Origin of the sequence: Citrobacter sp. CFNIH10 (assembly GCF_002934585.1) — a bacterium.
GTDB lineage: Bacteria > Pseudomonadota > Gammaproteobacteria > Enterobacterales > Enterobacteriaceae > Citrobacter_A > Citrobacter_A amalonaticus.
The window spans coordinates 534,167-553,460 of record NZ_CP026216.1 but is presented as its reverse complement, the minus strand read 5'-3'; the positions used below and the strand labels follow the sequence as shown (position 1 = coordinate 553,460).

20 protein-coding genes and 1 pseudogene are annotated in these 19,294 nt (G+C 47.9%); 10 read left to right on the top strand and 11 right to left on the bottom strand.

What is annotated here, in order from left to right; all coding sequences use genetic code 11:
• Window positions 1–3 precede the first annotated feature (3 nt).
• Both mrkB and mrkA read right to left on the bottom strand, forming a co-directional pair.
• A complete protein-coding gene (gene mrkB, locus C2U53_RS05920; protein WP_000820818.1) occupies window positions 4–705 on the bottom strand; it encodes a type 3 fimbria chaperone MrkB in 702 nt (233 codons plus the stop codon).
• Between the two features lie 95 nt (window positions 706–800).
• Window positions 801–1,409 (bottom strand): type 3 fimbria major subunit MrkA, encoded by a 609-nt coding sequence (gene mrkA / locus C2U53_RS05915; RefSeq protein WP_002916128.1) that lies wholly within the window; start codon window positions 1,407–1,409, stop codon window positions 801–803.
• A 321-nt stretch (window positions 1,410–1,730) separates the two neighbouring features.
• Between mrkA and C2U53_RS05910 the strand changes: the two genes are divergently transcribed.
• Window positions 1,731–2,711, top strand: a complete 981-nt coding sequence (locus C2U53_RS05910; RefSeq protein ID WP_086550188.1) for an IS5-like element ISKpn26 family transposase — start codon at window positions 1,731–1,733, stop codon at window positions 2,709–2,711.
• Complete coding sequence (locus C2U53_RS30705; protein ID WP_305955147.1) at window positions 2,693–2,947, top strand: hypothetical protein; 255 nt, start codon at window positions 2,693–2,695, stop codon at window positions 2,945–2,947. The genes C2U53_RS05910 and C2U53_RS30705 overlap by 19 nt, the downstream gene beginning before the upstream one ends.
• On the opposite strand, the pseudogene C2U53_RS05905 reads toward C2U53_RS30705, so the two are convergent.
• Together C2U53_RS05905 and C2U53_RS05900 are read right to left on the bottom strand one after the other, a co-directional pair.
• Window positions 2,849–3,094, bottom strand: a pseudogene (locus C2U53_RS05905) (dihydrodipicolinate synthase family protein); the annotation flags it as partial. The gene C2U53_RS30705 and the pseudogene C2U53_RS05905 sit on opposite strands and share 99 nt — an antisense overlap.
• A gap of 20 nt (window positions 3,095–3,114) precedes the next feature.
• Entirely contained in the window at window positions 3,115–3,810 is a 696-nt protein-coding gene (locus C2U53_RS05900; protein ID WP_001581469.1) for a B3/4 domain-containing protein, read from the bottom strand.
• 43 nt (window positions 3,811–3,853) lie between these two features.
• Here C2U53_RS05900 and C2U53_RS05895 point away from each other — a divergent pair, with 43 nt between their 5' ends.
• The 6 genes from C2U53_RS05895 to C2U53_RS05865 all read left to right on the top strand — a co-directional run bounded on the left by C2U53_RS05895 (window position 3,854) and on the right by C2U53_RS05865 (window position 12,021).
• Window positions 3,854–4,456, top strand: coding sequence for a helix-turn-helix domain-containing protein (locus tag C2U53_RS05895; protein WP_001581470.1), 603 nt, complete (start codon window positions 3,854–3,856; stop codon window positions 4,454–4,456).
• Window positions 4,457–4,518: 62 nt separating this feature from the next.
• Window positions 4,519–4,980 (top strand): GNAT family N-acetyltransferase, encoded by a 462-nt coding sequence (locus C2U53_RS05890; protein ID WP_019077728.1) that lies wholly within the window; start codon window positions 4,519–4,521, stop codon window positions 4,978–4,980.
• A gap of 268 nt (window positions 4,981–5,248) precedes the next feature.
• Window positions 5,249–6,958: a class I SAM-dependent DNA methyltransferase gene (locus C2U53_RS05885; RefSeq protein ID WP_045269866.1), complete on the top strand. Its 1,710-nt coding sequence runs from the start codon at window positions 5,249–5,251 to the stop codon at window positions 6,956–6,958.
• Window positions 6,948–8,192, top strand: coding sequence for a restriction endonuclease subunit S (locus C2U53_RS05880; protein ID WP_104445725.1), 1,245 nt, complete (start codon window positions 6,948–6,950; stop codon window positions 8,190–8,192). Before C2U53_RS05885 ends, C2U53_RS05880 begins: the two co-directional genes overlap by 11 nt.
• A 168-nt stretch (window positions 8,193–8,360) precedes the next feature.
• On the top strand, window positions 8,361–11,492 hold the full coding sequence (locus tag C2U53_RS05870; RefSeq protein ID WP_045269868.1) for a type I restriction endonuclease subunit R: 3,132 nt from the start codon (window positions 8,361–8,363) through the stop codon (window positions 11,490–11,492).
• Between the two features lie 34 nt (window positions 11,493–11,526).
• Complete coding sequence (locus C2U53_RS05865; protein ID WP_006809979.1) at window positions 11,527–12,021, top strand: hypothetical protein; 495 nt, start codon at window positions 11,527–11,529, stop codon at window positions 12,019–12,021.
• Window positions 12,022–12,093: 72 nt separating this feature from the next.
• Here the strand turns inward: C2U53_RS05865 and C2U53_RS05860 are convergent, their stop codons facing one another.
• From C2U53_RS05860 to C2U53_RS05845, 4 genes are all read right to left on the bottom strand, one after another.
• Complete coding sequence (locus C2U53_RS05860; protein ID WP_023294607.1) at window positions 12,094–12,720, bottom strand: inovirus Gp2 family protein; 627 nt, start codon at window positions 12,718–12,720, stop codon at window positions 12,094–12,096.
• Window positions 12,721–12,845: 125 nt separating this feature from the next.
• Window positions 12,846–14,270, bottom strand: coding sequence for a YfjI family protein (locus C2U53_RS05855; RefSeq protein WP_000481743.1), 1,425 nt, complete (start codon window positions 14,268–14,270; stop codon window positions 12,846–12,848).
• A gap of 115 nt (window positions 14,271–14,385) precedes the next feature.
• Entirely contained in the window at window positions 14,386–14,616 is a 231-nt protein-coding gene (locus C2U53_RS05850) for an AlpA family transcriptional regulator (RefSeq protein WP_000982619.1), read from the bottom strand.
• Between the two features lie 341 nt (window positions 14,617–14,957).
• Window positions 14,958–15,398, bottom strand: coding sequence for a hypothetical protein (locus tag C2U53_RS05845; protein ID WP_000459847.1), 441 nt, complete (start codon window positions 15,396–15,398; stop codon window positions 14,958–14,960).
• A gap of 128 nt (window positions 15,399–15,526) precedes the next feature.
• Here C2U53_RS05845 and C2U53_RS05840 point away from each other — a divergent pair, with 128 nt between their 5' ends.
• Window positions 15,527–15,682, top strand: coding sequence for a hypothetical protein (locus tag C2U53_RS05840; protein WP_001225594.1), 156 nt, complete (start codon window positions 15,527–15,529; stop codon window positions 15,680–15,682).
• On the opposite strand, the gene C2U53_RS05835 is transcribed toward C2U53_RS05840, so the two are convergent.
• Together C2U53_RS05835 and C2U53_RS05830 are read right to left on the bottom strand one after the other, a co-directional pair.
• A complete protein-coding gene (locus C2U53_RS05835; RefSeq protein WP_000049639.1) occupies window positions 15,679–16,293 on the bottom strand; it encodes a Fic family protein in 615 nt (204 codons plus the stop codon). The two genes, C2U53_RS05840 and C2U53_RS05835, sit on opposite strands and share 4 nt — an antisense overlap.
• A 4-nt stretch (window positions 16,294–16,297) precedes the next feature.
• Window positions 16,298–17,614, bottom strand: a complete 1,317-nt coding sequence (locus tag C2U53_RS05830) for a site-specific integrase (RefSeq protein WP_045269869.1) — start codon at window positions 17,612–17,614, stop codon at window positions 16,298–16,300.
• Window positions 17,615–17,876: 262 nt separating this feature from the next.
• Between C2U53_RS05830 and C2U53_RS29860 the strand changes: the two genes are divergently transcribed.
• Window positions 17,877–18,191: a hypothetical protein gene (locus C2U53_RS29860; protein ID WP_125339409.1), complete on the top strand. Its 315-nt coding sequence runs from the start codon at window positions 17,877–17,879 to the stop codon at window positions 18,189–18,191.
• On the opposite strand, the gene C2U53_RS05825 is transcribed toward C2U53_RS29860, so the two are convergent.
• Window positions 18,163–19,284: a hypothetical protein gene (locus C2U53_RS05825; protein ID WP_054177285.1), complete on the bottom strand. Its 1,122-nt coding sequence runs from the start codon at window positions 19,282–19,284 to the stop codon at window positions 18,163–18,165. The two genes, C2U53_RS29860 and C2U53_RS05825, sit on opposite strands and share 29 nt — an antisense overlap.
• Window positions 19,285–19,294 lie beyond the last annotated feature (10 nt).

Sequence of the window (19,294 nt, the reverse complement as noted above, 5' to 3'; positions counted from 1 at the left end):
CCCTTATTTAACGGCCACTTTCACTGCGACATCGGCGCCATAGTCATTAATGTTGTTAACGGTCAGGGTTTCGCCGCGGTTGACGGCGGAGGAGAGCGCCACCGTCTGGCTGGACTGCGGCGCCAGCATCACGGTTTTGCTGTTCAGGGCTTTACCGCCGTCGCGGGAAATACGGCTGACGGTAATGTAGAACGGCGTCGGGTTGTTGATGGCGAGACTACTGCCGCTGGCGGTCAGGGTCAGCTTCTCGGCCGCCGCATCGCGGTTGCCCAGTCCGGCAGGACGATAAATAAATTTAAAGCGCGAACGGATCGCCAGCTGCAGCACGTTCTGGCCTTCATTTTTCTGATTGGCCACCACCGGCGGAATTTCCAGCAGATTCAGCCACCACAGCGTCTCTTTATCTTTCGCCAGACCGGCGCTGCTGCCGAGCTTAATACGCAGCGTCTGGCCGCTCTTGGCGTCAACGCGCGAAATCGGCGGGGTGATAATAAACGGGGTGGTAATGGTATCCGGTGTGGCATCGGCATCGCCGTTATCCAGCCAGGCCTGCGCCAGCGCCGGACGGTCGGCGTTATTTGAAAGCTGTACCGTTATTTCTTTTTCATTTCCTGGATAAATAAAGCGGGTACCGTTAACAATAATATTGTTGGCATGGGCCGCAAAACTAAAAATGAAACAGAAAAAAAGGGCAATACGCTTCATGCTGACCTCAGAATAAAAATACAAGCGGCGGACATTGCCGCTTTATTATTGTTATTAACTGCCCCATCGCGGGGCAGTTTTATTTTCTGACGGAATTACTGGTAAGTAATTTCGTAAGTCGCGTAGCTGTTAACCACACCGGTGGTTACCGTGGTCGGCGCGCTGGTGGCGTAGCCTACGTAGTAGGTGAAACGCGCGCCATCAGCGACAGCGGAAGCGTCGCCTTTCGCTTTCGGCTGAGTGCTGTCACCCGGGATGATTTTGTTGGTCAGCGCGGTAGCGTTGTCAGTAGACAGCACCAGCTGGATGTTCTGAGCACCGGAAGCTTCGGTGTTCGCCAGGTAGCCCTGTTGTTTGCTGGTTGCGCCAGCCAGCAGGTTACCGCCGGTCCAGTTCACGCCCAGTTTGCTTACGTCATCCTGTTTAGTGCCATCAGCCGCCTGGCAGTTAGAGACGTCAATGGTGAAAGATTTCGGTTTCAGGTAAGTATCCGCTGCTGCCGCTTTAACTTCAGTCAGGGTTACCGGAGACAGGTAAACGTTCGCATCGCTGCCCTGGCCGTTAACGGAAACAGTACAGGATACATCGGTAACTTTACCGAAGAAATTAACCTGGCCGCCGCCAACAGTGGTATCAGCTGCATGGGCAGCAGTCATGCCAAAAAACGCGGTTGCCATTGCTGCAGAGAGAAGAACCTTTTTCATTGCTATTTCCTTGTCAGAGTGAATTACGAATCCATGAGCACACTGTGAATTCGCATAGAACCATAAACATCAGGCGATGCTGATTTATGCCACTGCTAATAGAATCTTCGACTGACCGGGATCCGCAATATTTAAGGCGTCAGGTAACGAACCTAAAAATATAAGTTCGCTGGTGCTATCGGCGTCAAAGAATGCTATTTATTCGCCGACAAATATACATTTTTTCGGTGATGCTTCCAACCTAATGATTTAGGGAAGGTGCGAACAAGTTCCTGATATGAGATCATCATATTCATCCGGAGCGCATCCCAGAGGGACATCATGAGCCATCAACTCACCTTCGCCGATAGTGAATTCAGCACTAAGCGCCGTCAGACCCGAAAAGAGATTTTCCTCTCCCGCATGGAGCAGATTCTGCCATGGCAGAATATGACCGCTGTCATCGAGCCGTTTTATCCCAAGGCGGGCAATGGCCGACGGCCCTATCCGCTGGAGACCATGCTGCGTATTCACTGCATGCAGCATTGGTACAACCTGAGCGACGGTGCCATGGAAGATGCCCTGTACGAAATCGCCTCCATGCGCCTGTTTGCCCGATTATCCCTGGATAGCGCCCTGCCGGATCGCACCACCATCATGAATTTCCGCCACCTGCTCGAGCAGCATCAACTGGCCCGTCAATTGTTCAAGACCATCAATCGCTGGCTGGCCGAAGCAGGCGTCATGATGACCCAAGGCACTTTGGTGGATGCCACCATCATTGAGGCACCCAGCTCTACCAAGAACAAAGAGCAGCAACGCGATCCGGAGATGCATCAGACCAAGAAAGGCAATCAGTGGCACTTTGGCATGAAGGCCCACATTGGTGTCGATGCCAAGAGTGGCCTGACCCACAGCCTGGTCACCACCGCGGCCAACGAGCATGACCTCAATCAGCTGGGTAATCTGCTTCATGGAGAGGAGCAATTTGTCTCAGCCGATGCCGGCTACCAAGGAGCGCCACAGCGCGAGGAGCTGGCCGAGGTGGATGTGGACTGGCTGATCGCCGGGCGTCCCGGCAGGGTAAAAACCTTGAAGCAGCATCCGCGCAAGAACAAAACGGCCATCAACATCGAATACATGAAAGCCAGCATCCGTGCCAGGGTGGAGCACCCGTTTCGCATCATCAAGCGGCAGTTCGGCTTCGTGAAAGCCAGATACAAGGGGCTGCTGAAAAACGATAACCAACTGGCGATGTTATTCACCCTGGCCAACCTGTTTCGGGTGGACCAAATGATACGTCAGTGGGAGAGATCTCAGTAAAAACCGGAAATAACGCCAGAAATGGTGGAAAAAATAGCCTAAATAGGCTGATTCGATGTGTTTGCGGGAAAAAAATCGGCCCAGATCCGCGAAATTTTAATCAGCGAGTCAGCTTGGGAAGAAATGACCTACTTATTCGCACCTTCCCTGACTGCCCCCACACACACCATAACAGGGATATCCCCAGCAACCTGTTTTGCCAGAGTCGCGACACGTTTGCGCTGCTCCGGGGTTAGATAGGCGTAGCTACCGGTAGACCCCAGAATACCCATTGAATCCACCCGTGCCGTCGTAAGGCGGGCCAAAATATTATTGAATCCCTTTTCATCGACGCCGTTGGCGGTAACAGGGGTCATTGGGAAAGCAGACAAGCCGGTGAACATGGTGTTTCTCCTCAATGGTATTACGGTTGTTGCTCTTCAATGAGAGTTACGTCAACCCGCAGACCTGGCATCATTGCTTCGAGGCCATCGGTCAGCATCTTCCCGGCTTCGTGAAGTTTTTCCAGTGGCATTTGCGGCAGACTCTCCAGAATAAACCACATGTGCTGTGCTTCCACATCTAAGCGGGTTCTGACTCCTTGTCGCCAGTTCCAGCGACGGCAGGTCACACCGGCATCATCACGCCAGATAACTTCACCTTGCGAAGGATATTCAACGGCGATTTCACCCTCTTTTACCGTATCAAACGGCTCAGTGCCTGTTGCCACAACGAGGCGTGGTAGCCCCTGATAGGCAGCAATGTTCTCGCCCCCCACCGGCACGGCGTAGCGAAGGCTAACGGCATTATAGAGATCAACGATGGGGTCAAGTGCTGGCATCGCGCCGTCACGTAATACACGCTTACGTAACGCATCAGCTGAACAAGGGGTGCGTTTAGGCTTAGCGCCAAACGTCTGAAAAATCTCAGCCCATGCAGCTAAATGCGATTCTGCCCACTCAGGCTCACCGACAAGAACCGCTTCACAAGCTTCTCTCAGCGCTGTTTCACCAATATCAGGGTTCAGCACCGGCGCAGCGTTTACATAGATACTGAGTGCCCGGAAACCGGGTGCAATACGATAAATTTCAGGGGCAATTGACGGAGATACTGTTAACACGGAATAATCCTGTAATGACCAATTTAAATCATGATAATGACCAATGACTAAAAAAGTCAATTTAATGACCGATGCTGGTTCGATTGCCAGCACAGTAAATGAAGCTGTATCTCAGCGGATTAAGCTGTATCGCAAACAAAAAAAAATCTCCCTTGATGAACTCTCCCGCCGGGCGGGCGTCAGCAAGGGTGCACTGGTTGAAATTGAGGGGTGCCGGGCAAATCCCAGTATTGCTCTGTTGTGCCGCCTGGCCGTCGCGATGGGGGTTTCGGTGGCAGACTTTGTGGATGTCAGTTCGAAACCAACGGTGCATCTCATCGCTGAAGAGGAAATCCCCGAATTATGGCAAGGCGAAAAAGGCGGACGAGCCAGACTGCTTGCAGGATCAGGTGGCCCTGATATGACCGAGATGTGGATGTGGGAAATGCAACCGGGGGAAAAGTTTGCTTCCCCCGGCCACACAGATGGAACGCTTGAATTGTTTTACGTCCAGGAAGGCACACTCACACTGGGTGTACAAGATCACCTGTATCAAGTGAACACCAACTGTTCGGCAACCGCGAGAACAGACGTTGCGCATTGCTATGAAAACCGAGGAGCGAGCCCATTGGTGTTCATCATGACGGTACATGAGAAATCATCCTGAGAGTTACCCAACATACCGTTCGGTCCTGTCTCGTCACATATTCGTTTACAAGGAGTTAATCAGTGGATAACCCGCATCTCAGTTTTACTAAAGACCTGTTTACGGTCACAACCGATCCCGCCTTTTTTGAGCTGGAAGCCATTCATGATTACCTTTCGCAATCGTCCTGGGCTCCTGGTATTGATATAGAAACGGTCAGTGTATCTATCCAGAACAGCCTTTGTTTTGGCCTACTGGATGGCACAAGACAGATCGGTTTCGCCCGTCTGGTGACAGACTTTGCCACTTTTGGTTATTTGTGCGACGTCTACGTGCTGAACGACTATCAGAAAAGTGGCCTCGGTCGTTGGTTGATTGAATGCTGTCACGCCCATCCATTGATGTCACGCCTGCGACGGATAATGCTGGTCACTGACAGCGCCCCTTGGCTATACCAGAAAATGGGGTATCTCCCGTTGAACCGACCAGACTTTGTCTGGCAGATCAACCGACCAGACATGTATCGTAAAACCGAAGGTAAATGAAGACTGTTTGGAGAGTAATATAGACTGTCAATCCGTAGGGCTGAGCATCTGCTGCGGAATAATTTGGCATATTCGCGAGACAACGTTGAGACGTCTGCTTGAGGCCCGGAACTTAATGTCAACTTAGCCATAGCCCATCTTCCACTTCTTTGCGCTATCTCGTTTATGAACCTAGTCATTCCGGGTATCATTTTGCGATTAGCATTCCAAAACCAAATTTAAGATAGGCATGTTAGCACTATCGCTGCGATCGCCCCTGAGGATTTTCATGAACAACGCCGAACAACAGTTCCTGAACGAGCTGGATAACAAATTCTGGAAAGCCGCCGACAAGCTACGCGCCAACATGGATGCCGCCAACTACAAGCACGTGGTGCTGGGGCTTATCTTCCTCAAGTATGTGTCCGATGCCTTCGAGGCGCGTCAGCAGGAGCTAATCACCTTGTTCCGCGATGTCGGCAACCCGGACAACATCTATGCCATGTCGCGCGACGGTTACGACTCTGATGAAGAGTACGCACAGGCGATTGTGGATGAACTGGAGGTGGAAGATTACTACACCGAAAAGAACATCTTCTGGGTGCCGAAAGCCGCACGCTGGGATACGCTGAAAACGAAAGCGATTCTGCCGACCGGTACGGTGCTGTGGGTGGATGAAACCACCGGACAGGATGTGAAGCTGCGCTCCGTCTCCTGGCTGGTGGACAACGCGCTGGATGAAATCGAAAAAACCAACCCGAAACTGAAAGGCATTCTGAACCGCATTAGCCAGTACCAGTTGGGCAACGAGGTACTGACCGGGCTGATTAACACCTTCTCTGATGCCAACTTCAGCAACCCGGAATATAACGGTGAGAAACTGAGCTTAAAGAGCAAAGATATTCTCGGCCACGTATACGAATATTTCCTCGGTCAGTTCGCGCTGGCGGAAGGTAAGCAGGGCGGCCAGTATTACACGCCAAAAAGTATCGTCACCCTGATTGTTGAAATGCTGCAACCGTATAACGGGCGCGTGTATGACCCGGCGATGGGTTCCGGCGGGTTCTTTGTTTCCAGCGACCGTTTTATCGAAGAGCACGCGGGCGAGAAGCAGTACAACGCCGCCGAGCAGAAGCGCAATATCTCCGTTTACGGCCAAGAGTCCAACCCGACCACCTGGAAGCTGGCGGCGATGAATATGGCGATCCGGGGTATCGACTTTAACTTCGGCAGCAAAAACGCCGATACCCTGCTGGACGACCAGCACCCGGATCTGCGTGCCGACTTCGTGATGGCAAACCCGCCGTTCAACATGAAGGAGTGGTGGAACGCGAAGCTGGAAAACGACGTGCGCTGGAAATATGGTACGCCGCCGCAGGGCAACGCCAACTTTGCGTGGATGCAGCACATGATCCACCACCTCGCGCCAAAAGGTTCGATGGCTCTGCTGCTGGCGAACGGCTCAATGAGTTCCAACACCAACAATGAAGGCGAAATCCGCCGCAACCTGATTGAAGCGGATCTGGTGGAATGTATGGTGGCGCTGCCAGGGCAACTGTTTACCAACACCCAAATCCCGGCCTGCATCTGGTTTCTGACCAAAGATAAATCTGGTGGCAACGGCAAAGCACACCGTAAAGGTGAAGTACTGTTTATAGACGCGCGCCAGATTGGTTATATGAAAGATCGCGTGTTGCGTGATTTTAGCCGTGAAGATATCGCCAAAATTGCCGAGACCTTCCATGCATGGCAATCGGATAAAGACTACGAAGACGAAGCCGGATTCTGCTTCTCGGCAACGCTGGAAGATATTCAGAAAAACGGCTTTGTATTAACCCCTGGGCGCTATGTCGGTGCGGCCGAGCAAGATGAAGATGATGAACCGTTTGCCGAGAAGATGGCACGACTGACGGCGCAGCTAAAAGATCAGCTCGAAGAGAGTGCGAAGCTGGAAGCACAGATTAAGGCGAATCTGGGAGGGCTGGGTTATGGATTTTGATGAATATAGTTTTGCAGATTTATTGTCCAATATTGTTGACAATAGAGGGAAAACTTGTCCTGTAGAAGATAAAGGTTTCCCATTAATAGCGACAAATTGCATCAAGGATGACTCATTATATCCTGTTTTCGAGAAAGTTAGATTTGTATCAGATGACACATATAAAAATTGGTTTCGAGGTCACCCAAATGCTGGAGACATAATTTTTGTATGTAAAGGTTCTCCTGGCCGTGTTGCATGGGTGAAAGAACCTGTTTCCTTTTGCATTGCCCAAGATATGGTCGCAATACGTGCAGATCAAAGATTAGTTGATCCTATGTTTTTATTTTCATTGCTTCGTTCTGAGCAAGTGATTAATAAAATAAATAACATGCATGTTGGTACTTTAATCCCTCATTTTAAAAAAGGTGATTTCAAAAACCTCTATCTTTCAATACCTAGAAATCTTAAAATTCAGAGGGCCATTGGTTTGTTTTATTTCTCTCTTAGTGAAAAAATTGAGAAGAATAAAGAAATCAACCAAACCCTCGAACAAATGGCACAAGCCTTGTTCAAAAGTTGGTTTGTTAATTTTGAACCCGTAAAGGCCAAAATGGCAGTGCTGGAAGCGGGCGGTTCGCAGGAAGACGCAACGCTTGCCGCAATGACCGCCATTTCCGGGAAAAATGCGGATGCGCTAGCGGTTTTTGAGCGTGAACATCCTGAGCAGTATGCCGAATTAAAAGCCACAGCAGAGCTGTTTCCGTTGGCGATGCAGGACAGTGAGTTGGGGGAAATTCCGGAAGGGTGGACTCTATCTGAAATTGGAGCGCAAATCGATATTGCTGGTGGGGCAACGCCATCAACTAAAACACCTGATTTTTGGGATAATGGAGATATTCACTGGACTACACCTAAAGATTTATCCAACGTTAAAGACAAAATTTTACTGCATACAGAAAGAAAAATAACAAAAGCAGGATTGGGCAAAATTTCCTCTGGTTTACTACCTGTTAATACCGTGTTGATGTCATCACGTGCACCTGTGGGATACCTGGCAATTGCAAAAGTCCCTGTGGCGATTAATCAGGGATATATTGCCATGAAGTGTAATAAAGAGTTAAGCCCTGAATTCGTGTTACAGTGGTGTTCTGCAAACATGCCAGAAATTATATCTCGCGCAAGTGGTACCACCTTTGCTGAAATTAGTAAGAAAAATTTCAATCACAATTCCTCTTGTGAAGCCGCCACTTGAGCTTGTTAAAAATTATACCAAGCAAGTAAGTGCAATCTACTCGTTGATTGAAAATACTATGCGGGAAAATAATAGCCTAACCGAACTCCGCGACACCCTTCTCCCCAAACTTCTCTCGGGTGAAATTACCCTGCCGGAAGCAGAACAAATAATCAGCGAGGAAGCCTGATGCTAAGCGAAGACGATTTAGAACAGCAATGCCTGCAATGGTTTGCTGAACAGGGCTGGGACGTGCTGCACGGGCCGGATATCGCACCGGATGGCGATAACCCGCTGCGTGCCTCATTTCATGATGTGTTTCTGCGCCCGGTAATGCTGGAGCAGCTGCAAACCATCAATCCCCATCTCCCTGTTTCCGTGCTGGAGGAGGTGATACTGCGTATCGCCCATGCGCACAGCCCGGATCTGGTCGTCAGCAATAAAGTCTTTCATCACCTGCTGCTCAATGGCGTACCCGTTGAATATAAGCATGAAGACAAGGTAATTCACGATAACGCGCTGTTAATGGATTTCAACCATCCAGACAACAACCGCTTTATGGTGGTGAACCAGGTCGCCATTCAGGGAATAAAGCAGGTTCGTCGTCCGGATATCATTGGCTATATCAACGGTCTGCCGGTGGCGGTGATTGAGCTGAAAAGCCCCATTGATGCTAACGCCGATATCTGGGCGGCGTTTAACCAGTTACAGACCTATAAAAACGAATTGAGCGATCTGTTTATCTGTAACGAAGCGCTGGTGGTGAGCGATGGGCAGAATGCGCGCATTGGCTCTCTCACGGCGGATGAAGAGCGCTTCCTGCCGTGGAAAACGGTGGCGAACGAAAATGACAAACCGCAGTTTGACTGGCAGCTTAAAACCGTCGTGCAGGGCTTTTTTAACCGTGAATTATTGCTCGATTATATCCGCTATTTTGCCCTGTTTGAGAATGACGGCAAACGGCTGATTAAGAAGATTGCCGCCTATCACCAGTTCCATGCAGTGCGTGAAGCGGTGACGGCGACGATTGTGGCCTCGACCGGTAAACACCTGCCGTTGCACAGTAATATTCAGCCCGGTAGTAAAAAAGCGGGGGTCGTCTGGCATACCCAGGGTTCCGGCAAAAGTATCTCTATGTGCTGCTATGCCGGGAAACTGCTGCAACAGGCGGAGATGAACAACCCGACCATTGTGGTGGTGACGGATCGCAACGATCTCGACGGCCAGTTATACGCCACCTTCTGCCAGGCACAGGATTTGCTGAAGCAGACGCCACTACAGGCCAACGATCGAGATGAATTGCGCGAGTTGCTTAATGCCCGTGAATCCGGCGGCATCATCTTTACCACCGTGCAGAAGTTTGCGCCGCTGGACGGTGAGCAGAGCCATCCGGCACTCAATCAGCGCAGCAACATCGTGGTGATTTCGGATGAAGCGCACCGTAGCCAGTATGGCCTGAGCGCCACGCTGGACAGACAAACGGGTGTCTATAAATACGGCTACGCAAAACATATGCGCGACGCGCTGCCGAATGCGTCGTTTATGGGCTTTACCGGCACGCCGATTGCCTCGGAAGATAAAGATACCCGTGCCGTGTTCGGTGATTATGTCTCTATCTACGACATTCAGGATGCGGTCGATGACGGCGCAACGGTGCCGATCTACTACGAATCCCGGCTGGCAAAACTCGACCTGAACCATGAAGAGCTGGAAACGCTCTCTGATCAGGTCGATGAACTGGTAGAAGACGAAGAAACGGGCCAGCAAGAAAAAACCAAAGGTGACTGGAGCCGTCTGGAAAAGCTGGTCGGTTCAGAGCCACGTATTCAGCAGGTCGCCGCCGATCTGGTTCAGCATTTTGAAACACGTAACACTGCCATGAACGGCAAGGCGATGGTTGTCGCCATGAGCCGCGAGATCTGCGTGAAACTGTACGATGCCATCGTGGCGATACGCCATGAATGGCACAGTGAAGACGTTGAACAAGGGGCGATCAAAGTCATCATGACCGGATCGGCGTCAGATAAAGATCACCTGCAATCGCATATTTACAACAAACAGACCAAAAAACGCCTGGAAGCCCGCTTTAAAGATCTGAACGATCCGCTGAAACTGGTGATTGTGCGGGATATGTGGCTGACCGGGTTTGATGCCCCATGCTGTCACACCATGTATATCGACAAACCGATGCGCGGCCATAATTTGATGCAGGCGATTGCCCGCGTTAACCGTGTGTTCCGGGATAAACCCGGCGGGCTGGTGGTGGATTATATCGGCATTGCCAACGAGCTGAAGCAGGCGCTGAAAACCTATACCGATTCAAAAGGCAAAGGACAGACAACGGTCGATGCCAGGGAAGCCTTTGCGATTCTGCTGGAAAAAATGGATGTCATTCATGGGATGTTTGCCCGTTCGGCGGGTAAGCCGGGATTTGATTACACGGGCTTCTCCCGCGATCCGCTGGCCTTCTTGCGTGATGCCGTGAACTACATTCTGGGACTGGATGACGGTAAAAAACGTTACCTCGATGTCTCGCTGGCGATGAGCAAAGCCTGGTCACTATGTAACACGCTGGATGAGGCCGAACCCTTACAGGAGGAATTCGCGTTTCTTTCGGCGGTCAGGGTGGGGCTTATCAAACTCGATCCGAAGGCCAAATTTAGCCAGTCCGAAAAAAACTCGCTGCTGAGCAAGATCCTCGATAACGCGGTTGTCGCGACCGGGGTTGAGGATGTCTTCGCACTCGCCGGGCTGGATAAACCGAACATAGGTTTGCTGTCCGATGAGTTTTTGGAAGAAGTGCGGGAAATGCCGCAGCGTAATCTGGCAGTGGAACTGCTGGAAAAACTGCTCAATGACGGGATTCATGCACGTTCCGGTAATAACGTAGTGCAGCAGAAGAAATATTCTGACCGCCTGAAAGCCGTACTGCTCAAATACAATAACCGCGCCATTGAGACCGCGCAGGTGATTGAAGAGCTGATCCAGATGGCGAAAGCGTTCCAGGAGGCGATAGCGCGTGATGATGCGTTAGGGCTGACCCCGGATGAAATCGCCTTCTATGATGCGCTGGCTGAAAATGAAAGTGCAGTGCGTGAACTGGGCGATGATACGCTGAGAAAGCTGGCCATCGAAGTGACATTGAAATTGCGGCAGTCCACCACCGTGGACTGGCAGGTGCGTGAAAGCGTGCGTGCCCGATTGCGTATTCTGGTGCGCCAGACGCTGCGTAAGTATAAGTATCCGCCGGACAAAACGCCGGGCGCCGTGGAACTGATTTTGAAGCAGGCAGAAGTGGTGTCGAACAGCTGGACAGTCTAAAACGTTCATCGATTATCTTGACGGAGGTGGTTCAATGTCGGTTACTGTAACAGTTGAAAAAGTAGGGGCGGCATTTGCATTGATCAAATGCCACCATAGGCCTGAAGCAGAATATGAATTTACTGGTGAGTTTCTCGGGCTTTCACACGAGCTGAAGTTTGCAGGGAAGAATTTACGAGAACTGAGAGAAACTGGCTGTTCTATTTATGGAATTTATCAGGATGAATACGGCATGACCTTACTTCCTGATCATCCCGGCATTAAACTGGCCGAAATACTAGCGGTATCAAATATAGGACTGAATAAATTTTCGGTTTACATGGGATGTCGCGAGCAAGAGATAGTTGAATTGTTGAACGGTTCAGTTTCACTGACGAAAGCTATGGCACTCCGGTTATCGCATGTAGTCGGTGGAAGTTGGTCGAAGTGGATGTTAATTCAAGAGCAGTTTGAATTACAGTTGGCACAACGAGAGATTAAAGAATTAATGATTTTGACTAATATCGGGGATGAGGTCGTTGGATTATAGTAAAACAACCATCTTTAACTGATGGGTTTGGCCTTTCCATCCATAAGAAAGGCCATCGTTGTAAAAAATAAATTACCCGCGACTGCAGCCGAAATTACGGTCCCCATCACCGACTATTTTAGTTCTTACTTTGGTCATGTAATCCACTCTATTCATCAAATCGCTATAAGTCTGCTCAAAGTTGTCCCTTTTACGATTGAGAAGGTATTTGCCATTTGGCGGGTAATTAACTAACTTCCCCGAGCTATCTATCGGGATGCCAAGCGCACTGTACCAAGCTGTTGTTATCATTGTTCTTATCGTATTACGGTTTAAATCGTAATCACCTACATGATAATAAGCATCCTGATTGAAGCACAGTATCAAATGGTAATGCCGCTTTCCATTTTTGGTATATTCTCGGACCCATGCGTAACGTAAGGTTGAATGTCGGGTATCAGGCCAGTCTTTCCGTTGAGTTTTAATATGCTTATCGTGTTCAAGCTTTGCTTTTAACGCACTGGTAAAGCGAGATATAGCAGCAGAGTCAACCCTAGGTTGAAAGAATGGGTTATCTATTTCTTCTGTATCAATTGGGTCATGCAGATCAACACGAAGAATCATTGAGTTAGGATGTTCATTGAGGGAGTCTTCAATAACCTGTTTGATTCTATCCCGATATAGGGATATGTGTGATCCGAATTCACTATCGTATGTCATATAGCATCCTGTTTGATGATATTGGAGTAAGTGATGGATTTAATATATATTACCTATCATGACAACAAACCATTAACTGAACTGGGCTAATTATTCATTTTTGCTCTTGAATTAAAAACAATTAATCAGAATGAAGTTGAGGAGTTCAAGCCAGCGATAGCTATTAATGTGGTTTTCCCCTTTTTTCCTACAAGGATTTTATTTTGAGAGAATAATGTACTGAGTAATTCATTTGCTTTACTACGATTCCTGAATTTATTAGGACCATATTGGAGTATGGTGTTTTTCGTAATAAAAGGTTTACAATAACGAATGCAATAGTTTTTTATCCAGCAGTAAAGCTCATCTGTTTCCGCAACATCTAAAGAAAACTTTTCTTTTTTGGAGAACAAACGGATGTATTCTTCAATATACCAGGCCATTATATCCACTGCTGCTTTTACAGCGGCAATAGATATATCGCCCTCATCACCACTGAAGTAATGTAGTAAGGCAGCAAGCCTCGCCATATTCTCCGCCATTTTAGATGCATAATCCTTAAAATCAGACAGGAAGCCAAGCAACCCCATTTCTGACTCGACTTTGTTATAAAATTCGAGCCAGTGTTTTTCTGCTTCGGGAGAGAAACGCAGACACTGACGCTCATTTTCCTCATTTCTCGCAATGCTCTCATTAACAATGTCTATCAGTCGTTGATGAAATACCGGCAGATGCTCATTTGAGACAACCGGACTGGTAATTTGCCTGTTGCCCTGTGTTGAACCCGGTTGACATATCAAACATCGGGCGAAGAATCCGATCCCTTTCGCGGCATCGCCTTTTCGTTCCAGATACCCTTTTTTAAACACATCAGGCTGAATCATCAACCCCAGCGTCATTCTGGCATCTTTGATTAATTTATCTGGCTCGCTTTTTCTTTCCACGGGAAACATTGCGCCATCCCACATTTTATTGATGAACGGCAGTTCATTCAGCGCATAGCCGTCAAAAATAGTGCCAGCTTCATCAGACATAAGTCCTATGGACCGCCAGCGTCCACAGAGAGAGTCTTTTATCGCCGCAGGTGTGGCATCGTTGTATATCTGCCTTAACCGGACCGGTGCTTTTGGAGACGCAGCCAGTAACACTTTCAGCCGTTCATTCGTTGTGGAGTGATCTTTATTACGGCGAATATCGGATTTCAATTTTGACATCAGTGCTTTCTTTTCAATATTAAAAACCGTTTCTTCATTCCTCCAGACAATTAGGTCCTGGGTATATTTTTTAGACCATTCTTCTTCCAGTTGATACATTGGCTTCATCAGTAGTTTGTCCACAGTGCTTTTGCGCTCACCAGAATCAGCCAGTGTCAGTAAAAAAAGCGATACAGGGCTGCGCAGATTATTCAATCTGCACACATCAATCCGGTTCTGGCAGGCAAGCGAAATTACTCCCAATACCGATGCAGCAATCAAAGCTTGGGGAGCCTGGGTCTGCTGCTCCGCTTCATATACAGCATTTCTGATGATCTGCGGGAACACATGCACAGGGAAAGGACGACCGTTAAACATATAACACCTCTAATACAATTCACGTTAAAAATTCCCGCACAATTTGCTATTCCGCTATTAATAGCGGAAGTAGCAGGGTTAACGCGGGTCACTCAGAAAATGATCTCCCTTGAAACTAACGTTCATTGATCCAATAGAGCAGATCACTTAATAGCCATCCGCAGGATTTCAGGCCAATAGGCTTACGTAGCGGAAACTTACCAACCTGTTCCAGTTTCCACGCGGTAGAGCGGGAAATTGAAGTAATATATTGCCGTTCTTTTTCTCGTACTAATCGATCGCAAGTCTCACCATAATCTCTTAATACTTTTATACGTTGTTCATTTGTTAACTTGAAAGGCATCATTTGAGTTTCCTTGTTGATAGCGTGAAATTATAATGGTCGAGCCAAGATACGTGCGCAACATTCACGATTCTCATTAAGGAAAAGAGAACTTAAAACAAAATAAAAAACTTTACTATCAACAGGTTATGCCATGCATGCATTTTCCCTTATTAAGGGGTGCTATGATATGACTGAGATAAATTGCACACAGCAAACCATATATCACAGAAATAATATGTGAAAGATTCATGCTGGAGAAGAGCTGAAGGATGATTGCTGAAACGACTTTCAATAAATTCAAGAACCTTGTATTACCTGAGAATTACAAGCGTACTGATAAGTAACTCTCAGATTTAAAGAGATTACTGTTTAGCATCCATTTTTTTGAATTCTGTACACCAAGACTCAACAGTCTTTAATTGGAAGGAGTAAACAATATCATGTGACCTTGCTATGGAATCGAATTTTTTAATTAAATCCTTTGCAACAAACTTATCCATTCCATAGTGAGCTTTAATGAGAAGATAAATTGCATTTACTGTTGCCTTTCCTGCTCTTGGGACAGAGCTTTTAACTTTTGATGTCGCGCCATTATTTGACAACCCTTTTTTCAACTCATTATTTTCACTTCTAAGCATTTCAATATCTTTGATGAAATTTCCTCTATCAACAAGGAAGTTTTCCATATCTTTATGATACTTTTTTATGTCATCTAAAAGATTACTGTTTTCGCTTTTTAAAGCATTATTTATCCTCAGTAGTTCCTCAAAATTTTCTCGTGTCAAATCAGACTTATCAAACATTTTTTATCCTTTTAAAATCAACAAACATCTTGCAACCAAAAAAAATTACGATAAGCAATGTGAATTTAACTGGACCAAACTATCGTCAAACACCTACAATACTAGCAGCAGCCATCAGGAAATTTTTCATGAGAAAACATACATCATCTCAAGTAACTAAAGCAAAAATCCTCCGTGCCGTTGCCAGTTCAACTGCAATCGAAACGGGTGTTTCTATCCCAAAAATTGAGCAGCAACTGAAACAAAATCAGGCACAGGCGAAAGCCGTTGGCCTCGCCCGCTAGTCTGGCAAGATATCGCTCATCAGCTGCATCATAGGGCTGTAGTTCCCTGAGACACCTGCCTGTATTGCCTTGAAGTAAAACACCTTGTGCTCATCCCACAGGCTGTAGTCCAATAAGCCCTTCCCCGCCAGTACCGACAACACATCGCAAAGCAATCTCGACAGACGCCCGTTACCTTCTCTGAATGGGTGGATCAAAATAAATTCCACATGACATTCAGCCAGATAACGAACCAGCTCCGGACGAGCCAGGGATTTCAGTTCACCAGACCGAGAAAGAAACTGCTTCTCGAAACCATCAAGCAGCAGCGGAATCCTGTCGGCAGCCGCAAACTGAAAGCCGTCCTTAGTCAGGTTAGCGTTACGTAGCCTCCCTGCCCAATCGTACACATTCCCTAGCCACTGGCGATGCCACCTGCTGACGTGCTCAAAAGCCAGCGCCTCAGGCGGCTGGCCCTCAATAAATAGCTGCTCATACAACATCAGCAGCAAGCCAGACTCCAGCGCCTCCATTTCCTGCTCATCAATGATCCCCAGCTTATTGGCAAGCACTAGGTCGTTTGAGCCTGGCTGATATCGCTCTTCTGCTGAATTAAGCTCATATTTTGACAAGCCCTTACCTCCGCCCAAACAGGTTCACAACGTTGTTTTCATGCTGCCGCTGATAGTTATTAACCCGGTCTTCCCAGATCTCAAGCGCCCTACGCTTTTCAGGCAGGTAATCATAACGATCATAGTGTTTCGAGCTAACGTCGTTCAAAGCGTGATTTTGAATACGGTCACGGATCTCTTTGCTGATCCCCGCCTCCCCCATCAGCGTTTTACAGGTACGGCGTAAATCTCGCGCCGTGAAAACTTTAAACTCAGGATTAAAGGCCCGAAAATACATGATGGAACGCGCCAGACTATCCGTGCGCACTGGGCGCTCACCGTTCGTTGATAACGGAAAAATATAGGGACTGTTACTTTCCTTAGTCAGCTCTTTAACTGAGGCTAATTCCTGTAGTGCCGATTCAGTCAGCGGGATCAGGTGCTCACGCTTGTTTTTCGATACATCGGCTATGACCAGCAACGTCTTCTGTTGCCAATCAATAGCACTCCACTGGCTGGCAATCATTTCAAACGGGCGCTGTCCACCAGCATAGACACAGAAGCGGATAAGATGCTGCATCAGCGGCCCAACATTAGTGGCCTGTGCGAACTGCTCCATGACAAAACGCAGTTCTTCCAGCGTTAACCATGTATCACCCACTTTCTCCGCCGAGGACTGCTTCGGTATGGCCGATACCGGATTTACTTCAAGACCAAACGTAATACCCACGCTGGTATTCATCGGATCGTTATCGGCTTTCAGGCCGTAGTTAAATGCCGCCATCAGGTAGGAACGAATGCGGTTTGCATGGACTACCGCATCACGCTGGATAATGCCTGAGAGGATGGTTTTGACCTGAAGAGGTGTTACATCTTTCGCTTTAGTTTCGCGAGGGATAACCGTGTAACACTCTTTTTCAAGGCGCTTCAGAACATCAGCCCAGGTCCGCTTATTGTCGAGCTTCATCTTGTTAACGTAGCCATGCACCAGCTCCTCAAACGATCCTTGAGAGCGATGGATCTGCATAATGTGCTGCTCGGCCAGGCGTTGTTGCTCAAGTTCTTGCTGGGGTTCTTTCCCTTCAACAAGCCAGGCACCATACTTTTTCGCAAGCTCGTTGGCCGTCACCAGTTTCATCTCAGGCCAGATGCCCAACTGGATGAACTTCTCTTTCTTCCCTTTCTCAACGTAGTAACGGAAATAAAAAACTTTGCTGCCTGAAGGCTGAACCTTAACGCCAAGCCTGCCAGTACCACGTTGAGCGCTGTTGCTCCATACGTAGTACGCCGTGCTTTTTGTCTTCAATCCACGTATAGCAGTCTCGGTAAGATTAGCGGCCATGAGTTTACCTTTCTAAGGATAAGCGTTACCTGACCCGATGCCCATTTCGGGTCAGGTAACGGGTCAGGTAAGGATAGTACAATGGGGAAATGAGAGAACCAATCAGAAACAAAAATAATTTCATAACTAATTGATTATAGGCAATTAAAAATACAAACAGAGACAATCCCGAACAATTAAAAACATGCCAATTTTATGACTCATAATCGCTTGGTCGCTGGTTCAAGTCCAGCAGGGGCCACCAGACAAAACAAGGAGTTAGATGAGAAATCGTCTGACTCCTTTTTCGTTTTACAAAAATAGAGTTGGGAAAGGCGAGACCTACGGTATTAAACGCGAAATTTTGAAAATGCTCGCCAACAGCAACTTTAGCAATATCCGAAAGCGATGGTTGGGCCTGAATCGCCGCCCAGAACGACTTTCCGTTGCTGGGGCGACATTAGTGAGAAACAGCCCTGCGCATGGGTATTTTGCCCTATCCTCATCAACAGACGAACGGATGCTGGGTTATTTAACACTTTTCTATATCCAGATATTCAGCAGACATATTAAACGATCTTACCAACCTGATATTTAAAGTAACCAATTCCAATGGTTTTTCTGAAACGCCATGGCTGCCACTCTGGCCATAAAACGTCGGCAATCATCGCGATAGCAATCCATCGGAACCAGGTCGCGAAGGTATTACTTAACCCCTGTGGTTCTTTATAGCCTTTAACCCAACCATCGTATCCCCGTTCACCAACAAGTGTGTCAGGGAAGCCGCCATCCGCATTCTGGATATCGAGAAGTTTGACCAACATATTACGTAGCCAGTATTCAATTTCATCCTGACGATGGGGACAGCGCGAATACCCATGCGCCAGAATATCGATAATATCAACATCAATACAGCTACTGCGTATTGCCACGGGTTGTTCCAGACAACGACTCATCGACTGGTTGAAATGAGGAATTGTCTCGTCAAGCGCATAAAAAATATGCAGGTTATGCGTTGCACCACAAAGTGCGAACAGCAATGCTTCCTGACTGAATTGCTGTCCTGGCCCCCAGAATCCGGAGTAGGGCTCGCTCTGCTGGTTGTGCCAACCGATCATATCCTGCAAGCGCTGGCTTGCAGGCCCCTCCGGGTGACGCTGCTTTTCGAGAAGCAGGAAACTGCCAAGGTTAACGATATTGTTTCCTTCAAGCCACGGATCGCGCATATCGCGCTGGCCTAACCATGCCCGGAAAACCAGGGGATCGAGAAAGGGCGCTAAAAAGGGCAGTTCAAGCCTGTCTAACTGTTCCAGAACCTCCAATGCCCCCATACAATAATTTGTTGCATGGAAACGCATATACTGACGTGTTTCTTCGATATCCGGGCGTTTCCATGTTTCATCCCACTGCATACCCGGTAGAAGGAAATAACCATCATCCTGTTGGTGACTTAAAATCCAGTCAGCCAGTAATTCCTTTTCCTCTATATTATCCCCTAATAATGCGCGGGCCATAGTTCCATCATAGGTTCCTGATAATAACATTTGCGGCCATTTTTCTGGCTGATGATAATCGCTGACACGCAATACGCCAGGCGTCATCCCGGCGACGCTCATGCTATTGAGCCAGTTAATACTGTTCTCTTTAGCCTGCAGAATACGTTCTTGTAAAAGACAGTCTGTTAATTTCATAAAATAACCT

Bases quoted from the DNA above. Each gene is read 5' to 3' on its own strand.
- mrkB (WP_000820818.1), bottom strand. From the start codon at position 705: ATGAAGCGTATTGCCCTTTTTTTCTGTTTCATTTTTAGTTTTGCGGCC.
- mrkA (WP_002916128.1), bottom strand. From the start codon at position 1,409: ATGAAAAAGGTTCTTCTCTCTGCAGCAATGGCAACCGCGTTTTTTGGC.
- C2U53_RS05910 (WP_086550188.1), top strand. From the start codon at position 1,731: ATGAGCCATCAACTCACCTTCGCCGATAGTGAATTCAGCACTAAGCGC.
- C2U53_RS05895 (WP_001581470.1), top strand. From the start codon at position 3,854: ATGACTAAAAAAGTCAATTTAATGACCGATGCTGGTTCGATTGCCAGC.
- C2U53_RS05885 (WP_045269866.1), top strand. From the start codon at position 5,249: ATGAACAACGCCGAACAACAGTTCCTGAACGAGCTGGATAACAAATTC.
- C2U53_RS05880 (WP_104445725.1), top strand. From the start codon at position 6,948: ATGGATTTTGATGAATATAGTTTTGCAGATTTATTGTCCAATATTGTT.
- C2U53_RS05870 (WP_045269868.1), top strand. From the start codon at position 8,361: ATGCTAAGCGAAGACGATTTAGAACAGCAATGCCTGCAATGGTTTGCT.
- C2U53_RS05865 (WP_006809979.1), top strand. From the start codon at position 11,527: ATGTCGGTTACTGTAACAGTTGAAAAAGTAGGGGCGGCATTTGCATTG.
- C2U53_RS05860 (WP_023294607.1), bottom strand. From the start codon at position 12,720: ATGACATACGATAGTGAATTCGGATCACACATATCCCTATATCGGGAT.
- C2U53_RS05855 (WP_000481743.1), bottom strand. From the start codon at position 14,270: ATGTTTAACGGTCGTCCTTTCCCTGTGCATGTGTTCCCGCAGATCATC.
- C2U53_RS05850 (WP_000982619.1), bottom strand. From the start codon at position 14,616: ATGATGCCTTTCAAGTTAACAAATGAACAACGTATAAAAGTATTAAGA.
- C2U53_RS05845 (WP_000459847.1), bottom strand. From the start codon at position 15,398: ATGTTTGATAAGTCTGATTTGACACGAGAAAATTTTGAGGAACTACTG.
- C2U53_RS05840 (WP_001225594.1), top strand. From the start codon at position 15,527: ATGAGAAAACATACATCATCTCAAGTAACTAAAGCAAAAATCCTCCGT.
- C2U53_RS05830 (WP_045269869.1), bottom strand. From the start codon at position 17,614: ATGGCCGCTAATCTTACCGAGACTGCTATACGTGGATTGAAGACAAAA.
- C2U53_RS29860 (WP_125339409.1), top strand. From the start codon at position 17,877: ATGAGAAATCGTCTGACTCCTTTTTCGTTTTACAAAAATAGAGTTGGG.
- C2U53_RS05825 (WP_054177285.1), bottom strand. From the start codon at position 19,284: ATGAAATTAACAGACTGTCTTTTACAAGAACGTATTCTGCAGGCTAAA.